This window comes from Streptomyces aureocirculatus (genome assembly GCF_000720475.1).
Lineage (GTDB): Bacteria > Actinomycetota > Actinomycetes > Streptomycetales > Streptomycetaceae > Streptomyces > Streptomyces aureocirculatus.
In genome coordinates, this window is sequence record NZ_JOAP01000033.1 from 68,502 (window position 1) to 82,079 (window position 13,578).

Genomic DNA, 13,578 nt, shown 5'->3' on the forward strand with positions numbered 1-13,578 from the left:
CCCATGGATTCGGCGCATCCTTGCCGTACGGATATCGGCCGCCCAGTTCAAGACGGGTGACGGGGCGGTGCTGCGGCGTGGTCTTCCCAGTGGGCCGGGAGAGCCAGGTGTTCGATGCCGGGGAAAAGTGACCGGGCCCGTGCCAGGGCGGTCGCTGAGGCGGGCTCCCAGTCGCGGGTGCTGATCAGCAGCAGCTCGGTGATGCCGGGCATGCTCAGGTCATCGGGTGCGTGGGCGAGGCTGTCGGCAGGTACGGCCAGTCCGGTGAGGTGGCGCAGGCGGGCGAGGTTCCGCCACGCCGCTTGTGAGCCGGGGAACTCCTCCGTGTTGCTGAAGATGAGCCGGCGCAGCTCCGGCCAGCGGCCGATGAGGTGTAGATCCCGGTCCTCGATGCCGGTGTCCAGGAACAGCCCGAACGTGTGCAGCGGCGCCTCGGCGGGGATCTGGTCGAGAGCCCAGGGCTCTCGACTGCCCGCGACGCGCAAAGCCCGCAGGCGCCGCAACGCCACCAGAGCGTCCCGCGTGAGATGGGCGGGCGAGAGCCCGAGGAACAGATACGTGGGCTCGCACTCGACGATCAGGTGCGACGCCGCATCGGGGGACACGCCGTCGCGGATGTCCAGGTCCGCGGGTCGCAGACCGAGCCTCAGCACCTCGTCCACGTGCTCGTCCGCATGGAAGGTGAAGTGGGTCGAGCCGTCGTCCAGACGGGCCACGACCTGCTCGGCGTACGTACGGCAGTCGAAGCGGTGCCAGCCCCACATGAGCTGACTGCGGACCGCCTGGTCGGGGTGGTCCACGTACCGGGCGAGGAACGGGATCGCCGCGTCCGAGCGCACATGGGTCGCGGCGGTCACCACGTGCCGGGCGGCGTCGCCGGAGACCTCGTCCGGGCCGGGGAGCAGGTCGAGGATCATCGGCCCCGCGGCCGCGAGGTCCCGCGCGTCCTCCGGGCCACGCGGCGGGATCAGATCGGCCGTCCGCCGCTCGACCTCCTCCCGCGCCGAGGGCGCCAGCTCCGCCGCGTGCTCCAGGCAGGCCGCCGCGAGGAGGTGTGCGCGCCTGCGGGCGGAGGAGTCGGCGTGGGTGTCGCCGTACGCGAGCAAGTCGCCGAGTAGCTCGGCACGTTCGCGGGGGCGGGCCTGGGCGACCGCCATGCGGATGACGTCCTCCCACTGGTCGTCCGCACCGTGCCGGGCGAGCACCCCGAAGTCGCCCTCGTCCACGGCGGCCCGCGCGCCGAGGAAGTCCTGGAAGGTGCGGTGCACGAACTCCACGGTGTCCGGGCCGGGTTCGCGCAGCAGCCCACTGCGGTGCAGGAAGTGGGCGTACACCGCGTCGGCGTCGCCCAGGGCCGCGAGTTCCGGGACGGCGGGCAGGGCGTCCCGGATGATCGTGGTGGCGCGGGTGCGGTCCAGCTCCGTACGGCCGTTGCGGATCAGCCAGTAGGCGAGCCGCTGCAAAAGCTGGAGCTGGGGCTCCTCGCGGAGTTCGGGCACGTGCAGATGGCGCTCGCGGTCGCGGCGGATCAGGAGCATGGACAGGGCGGCCGTGTAGAGGTCCTTGCGGCCGAGCGGCAGAAAGCCGCGGCGGTCCCGGTGCAGGGCGCACAGCAGCCCGCACAGCAGCGGGTTGGTGGCGAGCCTGCCGAGCTCCGGCTTGCCGCGCACGGCGTCGAGGAGCTGGGTCCGGTACGCCGTAAGGGCCGCGTCCTGCTCCGGCGAGCCGGTCGCCGCGGCCCGGTGCCAGCGCGCGATGAACCTGGCCACGTCGGCCGCGCTCATCGGCGCGAGGGTCAGCTCCGTGAAGTCCTCGTCGGCGAGCCAGTCCTCGCGTACGGCCGAGGGCCGGGACGTCACCAGCCAGCGGTTGCCGGGGTAGGCGTCCATGAGGTCCGTCAGCCACGCGCGCGTGCGGGCGCGTTCGGCCTCGGGGACCTCGTCGATGCCGTCGACGAGGACCAGGGCGCGGCCCGCGGTCAGGACGCGGGCCTCCCAGCCGTCCGGCTGGGTCCCCGCGAGCGGTGACACGGCGGTCAGGAAGTCCTTCGGCGCGGGGAGGCGCTCGCCGTGGGCGGTCAGGGTGCGCAAGGGCAGGACGTAGGGGACGCGGTCGTGCAGATAGGCCATGCGCGCGCCGGGGCGCGGGGCGGCGGCGGAGACCGCGAGCCACTGGACGAGGGTCGTCTTGCCCGAGCCCGCCTCACCGCGGAGGAGTACGCGGTCGTGCGTGGCGAGGGCCTCGTCGGCGGGGCGGGGCGCCGAGTCGAGGTCCGCCTCGCGGATCGGGTACAGATCGTCCCCGATCCGCACCTCGCCCAGGGGCCGTCCCTCCCCGGTCGCCGTCAGGCTCAGATAGGCCGCGTCCAGGGGCCAGGTGCCCGGCGAGTCGGCCAGGTCGATCCCGAAGATCGTCAGCTTGCCGTGCTTCTTCGCGACATGGGCGAGGTAGCGCTGCTCGAACCGCACGTCCTCCGCCCCCGGGAGCGGGTTCCGCGCGATCAACTCGTCAACTTTGGCTATGAGTTCCGCCTGGTTGCGGCTCTGCTCCACCAAGGTGCGGGCCACGAAGGCCGAACGCTGCGTGAAGAAGTTCAGGACGTGCAGGCACGCCGTGGTCAGCAGCCGTTCGTAGAAGTACGCGGCGTCCGCCGACAGCTCCCTTGCCGGGTCCCCACCGGTACGGCGCAGCCGGTTCGCCAGCTCCTGATGGCCGAGGGACACCGCCTCCACGTCCGTGAGGGTGAGGGCGCCGAGCGCGAGCAGCGTGCCGGTCAGGGCGTGGACGACGGCTTCCTCCTCGTCGTGGGGGAGGGGGCGTTCGCCGTGCTCACCGGCGCGTACGGCCTGCCGGACCAGCTCGGTCACCAGGCCGCGCACGTCCTTCTCGGCGAGGTGGCGCCGCTCGCCGCGGAACGACACCAGGCCGTCGACGCGCACCGGTTCGTCCACCAGGCCCGCCCCCGGCCCCGGCCGCGCGAACAGCTTCCTGATCAGCGGGGAGACGACGCCGGACGCGATGCGGATGCCAAGGGCCGCGGGATCCATGCGCGAGAGCGTAGTGGGCGTAGCGCGCGTCACATTCCGGGGGTGCGGAATCGTGCCGTCCGGTGATGTGACGCACAGGGCATACGTCACATACGAGGTTTGATAGTGGTCGTTCCGGGCATCGCGGCCCGGACCACCCCTGCGGGATGACCGAAGAAACCTAAGGGATCGAAGAAGCCGCCGGAAACGGACGTCTCGGGTACGGCCACTCCTAGTAGAGGGGCTGTTTGAGTGCGGGGCGGGGTGGGGGTTACCAAGGGATAGCCGTCCGGCATGCGCAGTCCGTGTGCCGGATTCCCTTTTGCCCGTGTCACCCCTTCTTTGCCCGCTCCACCCCGTCCCCCCTGCCTTGCCCCGGAGGTTTCCCCATGCCGAAGCGCGCCACGACTCACTCTTTCGCCCCGTCCCCGCGTCGTACCCGGGCGGCCGTCCTCGCCGCCGGTGTCGGTGTCACGACGGTGCTCGGAGCCGGGGTCGCGGCCGCCGCCGACGCCAAGGGCTCGGTGCAGTCCGTGACCGCCTCGTCCGTGGGGGCGCAGGCCGCCGCCCAGGCCAAGGCGGCCGAGCACGCCAAGCAGGCCGCCGGCAAGAAGGCGGCGCAGGCCAAGCAGGCCGCCGCCAAGAAGGCCGCCGCCTGGCAGGACCCGGTCGAGAACTACCGTCTGTCCGCGAGCTTCGGCCTCGGCGGCAGCATGTGGTCCAGCAAGCACTCCGGCCAGGACTTCGCCGTGCCGATCGGCACCGTCGTGAAGTCCGTGCACGCCGGCACCGTCGTCAAGGCGGGACCGAACGGCGCCGGTGACGGCCCCGCGTACGGCAACGCCGTGGTGATCAAGCACGCCGACGGCACGTTCTCGCAGTACGCGCACCTGTCGAAGGTCGAGGTCCGCCCCGGCCAGGCCATCGGCACCGGCCAGCGCATCGCCCTGTCCGGCAACACCGGCAACTCCAGCGGCCCGCACCTGCACTTCGAGATCCGTACGACGCCGAACTACGGCTCGGCCGTGAACCCGGTCAACTTCCTCCGTGAGCAGGGCGTCCGCGTCTGATCCCCCGCGCGTGACGCCCCGGCTCAGGCGCGGTGAGTCTGGGTCGGCACAGGCGTGGTGAGCCTGGGTCGGCTCAGGCGTCGTGGTGCGCCTGGGTCACCAAGTCGATGGCGACCTCGAGGATGGCTTTCCGCTTCTCCTCGGGGTCGCCTTCGGCGTCCTTGAGCACGAACATCCCGCCGTGCATCGTGAACAGCGCGCTGAAGCAGCGCACCTGTGCGGTCATCGGCGTCGACGGGTCGTCGTGGCGGAGGATGTCCAGGAGCTGGAACATCCGGTCCTTGAAGCTCTCGCCCGTCTTCAGGTCGCGCATCGTCGCCTGGTTCTCCTGCATGAAGCGGAAGAGCGGGGCGCCCTCGTCGAGGATGCCGCTGTAGCGCGTCAGGATCGTGCGCTTGGTCTCCAGGGTGCGCGGCTGCTCCTTGCCCCAGGCGATCAGCTCGTCGATGGGCCGCGTCAGATCGTCGAAGATGCTGGTGAGGATGTCTTCCTTGGTCTTGAAGTGGTAGTACAGCGCCGCCTTCGTGACCTCCAGACGCTCGGCGATCTCGCGCAGGGACGTCTTCTCGTACCCCTGCTCGGCGAAGAGTGCGAGTGCCACGTCCTGAATGCGCTGACGGGTGTCCCCGCGACGCCGCTGCCTGCCTGTGCTGCCCATGGTGGCGATCCTCGCACTTCTCCCCGGCCCAGCCCGAACTTACTTGACGCCCGGCTAGTTAAGGGTCTACTTTCCTCTACTGTAGCCAACTTGCCGGGCGGCAAGTAAGTGCGGGGAAAAGGGGACGGGAACCATGGCGGGAACCAGCGTGGCGGTCGGGGCGGCCGGCCGGGATGCGCAGAAGAAGGCGGAGCAGGAGCACGGGGAGAAGAGGAAGAAGAAACAGCGGGGCGCGGAGCCGCCGGAGCCGCGCAGCGTACGCGTCGTGATCTTCGCGCTGATGGTCGCGATCCTGCTTGCGATGCTCGACAACATGATCGTGGCGCCCGCGATGCCGACCATCGTCGGTGACCTCGGCGGTCTTGAGCACCTGTCGTGGGTCGTCACCGCGTACACCCTCGCGACCGCGGCCTCCACCCCGATCTGGGGCAAGGTCGGCGACATGTACGGGCGCAAGGGCGCCTTCCTCAGCGCCATAGTCATCTTCCTGGTCGGCTCCGCGCTCAGCGGCATCGCCCAGGACATGGGGCAGCTCATCGCCTTCCGGGCCGTGCAGGGCCTGGGCGCGGGCGGTCTGATGGTCGGCGTCATGGCGATCATCGGGGAACTGGTGCCGCCGCGGGAGCGCGGCAAGTACATGGGCATGATGACCGGCGTGATGGCGGTCGCGATGATCGGCGGCCCGCTGGTCGGCGGCACCCTCACCGACCACCTCGGCTGGCGCTGGGCCTTCTACATCAACCTGCCGCTCGGCATCGTCGCCCTGTTCATGGTCAGCGCCGTGCTGCACCTGCCCAAGAAGCGGGCCGAGGGACGCATCGACTACCTCGGCGCGGCCCTGCTCACCGTCGGCATCACCTCGCTGGTGCTCGTCACGACCTGGGGCGGCACGGAGTACGACTGGAACTCGGCCGTGATCATGGAGCTCATCGGGCTCGGTGTCGCCTCCCTGGTCGGCTTCTGGTTCGTCCAGCAGAAGGCCGCCGAGCCGATCATGCCGTTCCGGATCTTCCGCAACCGCAACTTCTCGCTCATGGCCGTGGTCGGCTTCCTCACCGGCTTCGTGATGTTCGGCGCGATGCTCTTCCTGCCGCTCTACCAGCAGGCGGTCCAGGGCGCGTCGGCCACCAACTCCGGGCTGCTCCTGATGCCGATGCTGCTCGCGATGATGGCCGTCTCGATGTTCGCGGGGCGGTACACCACCGCCACCGGCAAGTACAAGGTCTTCCCCGTCGCAGGCAGCGTCCTGATGGCCGCGGGCCTCTTCCTCCTGTCGCAGATGGACACCGAGACCTCCCGCCTGACCTCCGGGATCTACATGGCCGTCCTCGGCGCCGGCATGGGCTGCCTGATGCAGATCACCATGCTCGTCGCGCAGAACAGCGTCGAGATGAAGGACATGGGCGTCGCCTCGTCCACGGCCACGCTGTTCCGTACGCTCGGCTCGTCCTTCGGTGTCGCGATCATGGGCGCGCTGTTCAACAACCGGGTCCAGGACGAGATGGCCGAGCGGTCCGCCGGGGCCGGCGGCGGCGTCGCCCAGGTCACCGAGCACTCCGCCCAGCTCGACGCGGACAGCCTCGCCAAGCTGCCGGAGGCGGCCCGCGACGCCTACCAGCACGCGGTGTCCTCAGGTACGCACCTGGCGTTCCTGCTCACCGTGGTGGTGGCCCTCGGCGCGCTCGCCGCGGCGGTCTTCGTGAAGGAGACGCCGCTGCGCGGGTCGGGGCCCGCCGACCAGAAGCCGGCCGGTGCCGCGGGTGGGGACCCCGCGCGCGGATAGCGGCGGCGGACGGCGGCAGAGGCCGTCCGATTCCGCGGCTTCCGCCCGGCCGTACGGCCCCCGGAACCGAGCGAGAGCTCGGCGCCGGGGGCCGTCGCCGTGGGGCAGGGCGCCCCCCCCCGTGTGCAGGGTGCCCCCGTGTGCGGCGGGTGCCCCGGTGTGTGCCGCGGTGTGTGCCGGGCACCCGGTGCGCGCCGGGTGGATACGGTCACCGGCTGCCGTTGTCAGTGGCTCGTGCCAGCATCGCAGCGTGGACAAATTGCGGCAGATGAGGCGGCTGCGCCTCGCGAAGGACGCGATGGACCGCGACTGGGCCGACCCCGCCCTCGACCTGGCCGCCGTGGCCGCGCACGCCGGCTACGCACGCCATCACTTCCTGCGCGCCTTCAAGGAGGTGTACGGGGAGACGCCCGGGCAGTACCTCTCGCGCCGCCGGATCGAGCGGGCCGGGGACATGCTCCGCTCGGCCGACCTCTCCGTGACGGACATCTGCATGCTCGTCGGCTTCACCAGCGTGGGCACGTTCTCGTCGTCCTTCAAACGGCAGACGGGCCTCACCCCGAGCGAGTACCGCGCGAAGCACGTGGGGCGCGGGGCGGCGCTGATCCCCGGGTGCTGGGCACTGCTGTGGGCGGGCGGGTTCCCCGCGCGGGCGGGTCTCGACGGCACGGGGACCGGACCCGTGAGAACCGACGGCGGGGAGCGCAATTCTTGAGAAGCGGGACGCGGGGCCCGCTGCCTACGGTGGCCGGGCAGGTACGAGAACCCCTCACCAGGAGCACCGGGAGCACGACATGATCAAGGGACTCGCCATTTCCACCGTCTGGGTCCTCGACCAGGACCGGGCCAAGGAGTTCTACACCGAGAAGCTGGGCATGGAGGTCCGCACCGACATGACCCTCGGTGAGGGCGGCATGCGCTTCCTCACCGTCGGCGCCAAGGAGCAGCCCGAACTGATGATCGCCCTGATGGTGCCGGGCGGTGCGGGCATGGACGCGGAGTCCGCCGAGGCGATGAAGAAGCTGATCACCAAGGGGGTGCTGGGTGGTGGCGCCCTGAGCACGGACGACATCCACGGGGACTACGAGAAGCTGAAGGCGCGCGGCGTGGAGTTCCTGCACCCGCCGCAGGAACGCCCGTACGGAATCGAGGCGATCTTCCGCGACGACTCCGGCAACTGGTTCTCCTTCACCCAGCCGCGCGAGGGCGAGCTCGACCTCGACAAGGACTGGGGGTGCTGAGCCGCTCCTGAACCTCGCCCGCGGGTCGGGGGCCGACGTCGGACGCCAAGGCCTATTTATCCCACTTGTCGGGGAACTGGAACATCGGGAAGCTCCCGGTGTTCGTCGGCGCGTGCTCGGGCAGCCAGAGCACCGCCACCGCCCCCTCGGCGGGCTCGTCGGGGGCGGACCCCGGCGGGCGTATGTTGCGGAAGGTCAGCCGCGCGCCGAGTACCTTGGCCTGGCCCGCCGCGATCGTCAGGCCCAGGCCGTGGCCGCGGCCCGCGCGGTCGGCGGAGCCGGTGCGGAAGCGGCTCGGGCCCTCGGCGAGCAGGGCGTCGGGGAAGCCGGTCCCGTGGTCGCGCACCCGGACGACGCGGCCCTCGACGCTGACCTCGATGGGCGGCTTGCCGTGTTTGGCGGCGTTGGCGACGAGGTTGCCGAGGATGCGTTCCAGGCGGCGCGGGTCGGTGGTGACCACCGACTCGTGCACGATCTGTACCCGTACGTCGTGGCTCAGGACGGCCATGCGGCGGCTGACGAACTCGCCGAGCGTGATGTCCTGCAGTTCGGCGCGCTCGGACGCGGAGTCGAGCCTGGCCACTTCCAGGACGTCCTCCACGAGTGTGCGCATCGCCTGGGCGCGGTCCTTGACCAGCTCGGTCGGGCGGCCCGGCGGCAGCAGTTCGGCGGCCGTGAGCAGCCCGGTCACCGGGGTGCGCAGCTCGTGCGCGATGTCGGCGGTCACGCGGCGCTCGGCTTCGAGGCGCTGCTTGAGGGCGTCGGCCATGGCGTCGACGGCCTGCGCGAGGTCGTCGGTCTCGTCGCGTACGTAGCCGCCGATGGCCTCCTGCACGGTCACGTCGGTCTGGCCCTGCGCGACCTGGCCCGCGGCCGTCGCGGCCTCGCGCAGGCGGCGGGCGATCTGGCCGCCGATGAGCACGCCGAGGGCGCAGCCGCCGAAGACGACCGCGATGGAGCCTATGACGAGGGCCTGGTCGAGGTCCTTCATGATGGCCGCGCTGCGGTCGGTGAAGCGGGTGTGCACCGACAGGACTTGGCCGTCACTCAGCGGCACCGCGCCCCAGATGTCCGGTACGCCGTCGGCGTGCTCCTGCACATAGGTCGCGCGGCGGCCGGTGAGGACCTTGCGCCGCAGCTCCTTCGGGAGCTGCGGGTCGTCGATCTTGGTGCCGTAGAAGGCGCTGGTGGTGCCGCGCGACTGGTAGTTGCGCTGGGCGATCTGGACACGCTCGTCCTGGAGGTCGCGGGCGTTGTCGAGCATCGAGACGCGGGCCGCGTTGTGCACGACGAGGCTCAGCGCGATGGCGACGAGCGCGCCGACCAGGGCGATGGCCGCCGCGATCTTCCAGCGCACGCCGGTGCGCAGCCGGGCGCCCGCGAGGTCCCGCAGGCGCCAGGTTCCGCGGGGGCGCCGCAGGGCTTCCAGCCGGTCCCGCAGCCCACGAAACGCCCCCGAGGCCACCCCCTCGGCCCCCGTCCGCACCGGTCCCGCTCCCCTTAGCGTCGGCTCCGCTTCCGTGCGTGCCGGGTCCGCTCCCGGAGGCACCGGTCCCGCTTCTGCGCGTGCCGGGTCTGCTGGCGTCCGCACCGGTCCCGCTCCCCTTAGCGTCGGCCGCGCTTCCGTGCGTGCCGGGTCCGCTCCCGGAGGCACCGGTCCCGCTTCTGCGCGTGCCGGGTCCGCTCCCGGGCGCGTGTTCGCTGCGCCTGCGCGCCCCGCGTCCCATCGGGAGCGCGCACCGCCCGGGCCGGGGCGGCCTGTGCCTGGGCCGGGCGGGTTTGCGCCCGTTCCGGGGCGTTCCGTACGCGGGCCGGGGTGGTTTGCGCTCGCCGCGGGGCGGGGCGCGCCCGTTCCGGGGCGGCCTGTGCCTGGGCCGGGTGGGTTTGCGCCCGTTCCGGAGCGGTCTGCTCCTTCTTCGGAGCGGTGTGCACCCGGCCCGTGGCGGTCCGTGCCTGGCCCGGGGCGGTGTGCGCCCGGCCCGGGGCTGTCTGCGCCCGCTTCGGGGCGGCCCGCGCCTGGCCCAGGGCTGCCCGCACCCGGCCCGGGGCGTTCCGCACCCGGCCCGGGGCGTTCCGCGCCCAGGTCAGGGCGCTTCGCGCTGCGCTCGCGGTGGGCTTCGCCCCGGCCGGGGGGTGTTGGCTCGTTCATGTCACCGCCCATGGCTGACCCCTGTGTCCCCGCCACGTCGCCGGCTCACGCCCTGAGCTTGTAGCCGAAGCCGCGGACCGTTTCGATGCGGTCCTGGCCGACCTTGGTGCGCAGGCGCTGGACGTGCACGTCCACGACGCGCGTGTCGCCGCCCCAGCCGTAGTCCCAGACGCGCTCTAGGAGCTTGTCGCGGGAGAGGACCGTGCCGGGGGCGGAGGAGAACTCCAGGAGCAGCCGCATCTCCGTCGGCGTGAGGCCGACCGGGGCACCGGCGCGGCGCACCTCCATACCCTCCGTGTCGATCTCCAGGTCACCGAAGGTGAGCACACCGCCGTCGGTGGCGCCGCCCGCCTCGGCGGGAGCCGCCGCGCCCACGCCGGGACCGCTGGCGTGCCCGAAGCGCCGCAGCACGGCGCGGATGCGGGCCACCAGGACGGCACCGTCGAACGGCTTGGTCACATAGTCGTCGGCGCCCGCCTCCAGGCCGAGGACCACGTCGATCGAGTCGGCCCGCGCCGACAGCATGATCACCGGCACCGTCGACTCGTCCCGGATGCGCCGGCAGAGGCTGACGCCGTCAAGGCCGGGCACCATCACGTCGAGCAGGGCGATGTCGGGCCGGTCCGCCCGGAACGCCGCCAGGCCCGAAAGGCCGTCGGGCATGGCGGTGACCACGAAGCCGTCGCGCTCCAGGGCGAGCTGCGTGGCCTCGCGGATGACGTCGTCGTCCTCGACGAACAGGACATGAGTGTGTTCTGCCATCGGGTGCTCTCAGTTCCGCTCTGTTCTGGGTTCGGGGACGGGTGGGGGTGCGGGGACGGGTGCGGGTGCGGGGGCGGTCAGTCGTCGTCCGGGGCGGCGGAGGCGCCGCTCACCGTCTTGCTGTAGTTGTTGTGCGTACGGTCCTGCTCGGTGAAGCGGTCCGAGGACCAGCGGTACGTGATGACTTCCTCGCCCGACGGATCGGACTGCGAGCTGCCCTCCTCGTACAACTGCTTGCTCACCACCAGGTCGCCGCGGTCGATCTCCGCGTAGACCGGAGGCTGCTCGTCCGTGAAGACATTCTCGTACGTCTTACCGGTGGGGCGGTACACGTAACTCCCGATACCGACGGCGTCCCCGCAGGTCAGCACGTTGACGACGACATCGGACGAGGCCGCTCCCGTGATGTTGCCGTAGGACACGTCCACCGGGTACTCGTCCGCGACGCATGGCTTCAGGTCGCGCTTGACGGCCAGGCTGACCTTCGGGTCCTCCTTCACCAGGCGGACGGCGTCCACGCTCTTGGGGGCGGGCGACGCGGACGGGCTCGCCGAGGGCGTCGTGGTGCCCACGGGGCCCGAGCGGGCGGGGCCTTCGTCACGCGTGCCGGAGCCGCCCGTGGAGCAACTGGTCAGGGGGAGCAAAAGGCCGAGGGCGGCGAGCACGGCCACTGCCGTACTCCCCGCCTTCCACTGTCTCCACTGTGGTGTCGGCCGGCCTGGCCGACCGGCTCCGGCACTCAGGCCGCGCAACGCTCCCGCTCCTCACGTTCGAACGCGCGCGCATCGAGATCGCGGCTCTCCAGCTCCTGACGGAGCCGGGCGAGCGCCCGGTGCAGCGTGCTCTTGACCGTGCCGGCCGACATGCCGAGCGCGGCGGCCGTCTCCTCGGTGGACATCTGCTCCCAGTGTCGCAGCACGACGACGCTGCGCTGCTTCGGGGCGAGCACCTTCATGATGTCCATCAGGAGGGCGCGGTCCGCGTGCTGCTCGGTGGAGTCGTCGACGGAGGCGTCCGGGAGCTGCTCGGTGGGCACCTCTTCGAGCTTGCGGGCGCGCCACCACTCCGTACGCGTATTGATCATGACCCGGCGCAGGTAGGCGTCCGCGAGACGCTTGTCGGCTATACCGTCCCAGCGGCCGTAGGTCCGCACGAGCGCAGTCTGCAGCAGGTCCTGCGCGTCCACGGGGTCCGGGACGAGCCGTCGGGCGCTGCGCAGCAGGGCGTCCTGCCGAGTGCGGACGTACTCTTCGAACTCGAGCACCTCGCCGTGCGCCATATCCAACCGCCTCCGTCCGTTCCCGTTAAACCCCGGCTGCCCCCGGTCGACGCCGGTTGCCTCGCGACCGCGTTTTCCCTTGCCTGTGCGGTACGAGAATGAAGTTACGGAGGCCTTGTCACGGGGCTGTGCGGAGCAGCCAGCGGCGGACGCACGGCTGTACGTCGGTTGTGTAACAGAAGTAGGCCGGGCGTAAACCAGCAGGTGAGTGTGGGTGCTGATGCCCGTTATGTCGGCGGTTCGGGCCCGTCCGCCGCGGTACGGCGGCCGTGACACGGGGGCGTGACGCGGCGGCCGCGACATGGAGGTGTGGCGCGGCGGCTGTGGCGCGTCAGGTCAGCGGGAGCCGGTAGCAGCCGTCCGGCAGGGGTTCCACGAGTCCGTCCGCGACGAGCCCGTCCAGGGCGCGGGCCCGCTGCACGGCGTCGTCCCACACCCGGTCGAGTGCGGCCTGCGGTACGGGTGTCACGGCCTCGCGGAGCACGGCGAGGAGCTTGCCGCGGACCTGCCGGTCGGTGCCCGCGTACGTCTGACCGCGGCGCGCGGGGCCCTCGTGCGCCGGTTTGCCCGCCCTCAGCCAGGCGCACCGGTCGGCGAGCGGGCAGCGCGCGCAGTCCTCGTTCCGGGCGGTGCAGACGAGGGCGCCCAGCTCCATGGAGGCCGCGGCCCAGCGCGAGGCGGTGCGCTCGTCCCCGGGCAGCAGGGCGCGGGCGAGCTTGCGCTCGGCCGCGGTGGTGGCGTTCGGCGGGTACTGCACCCCGGTGACGGCGCGCGCGAACACCCGCCGGACGTTGGTGTCGAGCACGGCGTGCCGCTGCCCGTACGCGAACGACGCCACGGCAGCGGCCGTGTACTCGCCGATGCCGGGCAGCGCGAGCAACTGCGCGTGCTGTGCCGGTACGTCGCCGCCGTGCCGTTCCGTTATGGCGACGGCGGCCCCGTGCAGCCGCAGCGCCCGCCGCGGGTACCCGAGCCGCCCCCAGGCGCGCACGGCCTCGCCGGGCGCCTCCTCGGCGAGGTCGGCGGGGCGCGGCCATCGGGCGAGCCACTGCTCGTACACCGGGAGGACGCGGCTCACCGGTGTCTGCTGGAGCATGAATTCGCTGACCATGACCCCCCAGGGCCCGGCGTCCTGCCGTCGCCACGGCAGATCGCGCGCGTTGGCGTCGAACCAGGCGATGACGGGGGAGTGGAACTGCTCGTCCAGCGAACGGGCGTCGGCGGTGCCGTCGCTGACGAGATCGGCGGCGAGTGCGGTCGGCATGGGCACGATCCTGCCATGGCGGCCATGGCCGATACACCAACGGCGCGACCGGACGCCCCCCTGGCTCAGGGGTTGCTGTCGTCCCCGGTGCTCGGGGGCCAGTGGCCTCCCGCGGCTGCGCGCGGCATCTCCTACCCACCCGCCCGTCGCTGTCGGGCCTTGGCGTGCCGTGCGGCCTGCGGTGCGGGGGTTGCTGTTGTGCCCGGTGCTCGGGGGGCGTAGCGATGTTCCGCCGCTGCGCGGCGGTGTTCCCCACCCACCCGCCCATTGCTGTCGGCCTTGGCGTGCCGTGCGGCTTCCGGTGTAGTGGTTGCTGTCGTCCCCGGTGCTCGGGGGGCAGCGGTGT

The 13,578-nt window shown here is 71.9% G+C and carries 11 protein-coding genes; 4 read left to right on the plus strand and 7 right to left on the minus strand.

Features of this window, described 5'->3' with window-relative positions:
- Positions 1–47: 47 nt before the first annotated feature.
- Positions 48–3,047, minus strand: coding sequence for an NACHT domain-containing protein (locus IG78_RS0127730; protein ID WP_078965650.1), 3,000 nt, complete (start codon positions 3,045–3,047; stop codon positions 48–50).
- A gap of 368 nt (positions 3,048–3,415) precedes the next feature.
- On the opposite strand from IG78_RS0127730, the gene IG78_RS0127735 reads away from it, so the two are divergent.
- Positions 3,416–4,096, plus strand: a complete 681-nt coding sequence (locus IG78_RS0127735; protein WP_030567950.1) for a M23 family metallopeptidase — start codon at positions 3,416–3,418, stop codon at positions 4,094–4,096.
- A gap of 73 nt (positions 4,097–4,169) precedes the next feature.
- On the opposite strand, the gene IG78_RS0127740 is transcribed toward IG78_RS0127735, so the two are convergent.
- Entirely contained in the window at positions 4,170–4,754 is a 585-nt protein-coding gene (locus IG78_RS0127740) for a TetR/AcrR family transcriptional regulator (protein WP_030567952.1), read from the minus strand.
- Between the two features lie 133 nt (positions 4,755–4,887).
- Here IG78_RS0127740 and IG78_RS0127745 point away from each other — a divergent pair, with 133 nt between their 5' ends.
- The 3 genes from IG78_RS0127745 (at position 4,888) to IG78_RS0127755 (ending at position 7,778) form a co-directional block, all read left to right on the plus strand.
- Positions 4,888–6,537, plus strand: a complete 1,650-nt coding sequence (locus IG78_RS0127745) for an MDR family MFS transporter (protein WP_078965651.1) — start codon at positions 4,888–4,890, stop codon at positions 6,535–6,537.
- Positions 6,538–6,805: 268 nt separating this feature from the next.
- On the plus strand, positions 6,806–7,252 hold the full coding sequence (locus tag IG78_RS0127750; protein WP_030567956.1) for a helix-turn-helix transcriptional regulator: 447 nt from the start codon (positions 6,806–6,808) through the stop codon (positions 7,250–7,252).
- 79 nt (positions 7,253–7,331) lie between these two features.
- Positions 7,332–7,778 carry a VOC family protein gene (locus IG78_RS0127755; protein WP_030567958.1) on the plus strand — a complete coding sequence of 149 codons (447 nt, stop codon included), beginning with the start codon at positions 7,332–7,334 and terminating at the stop codon, positions 7,776–7,778.
- 52 nt (positions 7,779–7,830) lie between these two features.
- On the opposite strand, the gene cseC is transcribed toward IG78_RS0127755, so the two are convergent.
- The 5 genes from cseC to IG78_RS0127780 all read right to left on the minus strand — a co-directional run bounded on the left by cseC (position 7,831) and on the right by IG78_RS0127780 (position 13,232).
- Positions 7,831–9,369, minus strand: a complete 1,539-nt coding sequence (cseC, locus tag IG78_RS48395; protein ID WP_404827767.1) for a two-component system sensor histidine kinase CseC — start codon at positions 9,367–9,369, stop codon at positions 7,831–7,833.
- Between the two features lie 603 nt (positions 9,370–9,972).
- Entirely contained in the window at positions 9,973–10,689 is a 717-nt protein-coding gene (gene cseB, locus IG78_RS0127765; protein ID WP_030567962.1) for a two-component system response regulator CseB, read from the minus strand.
- A gap of 77 nt (positions 10,690–10,766) precedes the next feature.
- The gene (locus IG78_RS0127770) at positions 10,767–11,360 is read right to left on the minus strand and encodes a hypothetical protein (protein WP_030567964.1); all 594 of its coding nucleotides are present in this window, start codon (positions 11,358–11,360) and stop codon (positions 10,767–10,769) included.
- Positions 11,361–11,428: 68 nt separating this feature from the next.
- The gene (locus IG78_RS0127775) at positions 11,429–11,968 is read right to left on the minus strand and encodes a SigE family RNA polymerase sigma factor (RefSeq protein ID WP_030567966.1); all 540 of its coding nucleotides are present in this window, start codon (positions 11,966–11,968) and stop codon (positions 11,429–11,431) included.
- A 331-nt stretch (positions 11,969–12,299) separates the two neighbouring features.
- Entirely contained in the window at positions 12,300–13,232 is a 933-nt protein-coding gene (locus tag IG78_RS0127780; RefSeq protein ID WP_030567968.1) for an HhH-GPD family protein, read from the minus strand.
- Between the last annotated feature and the right edge of the window lie 346 nt (positions 13,233–13,578).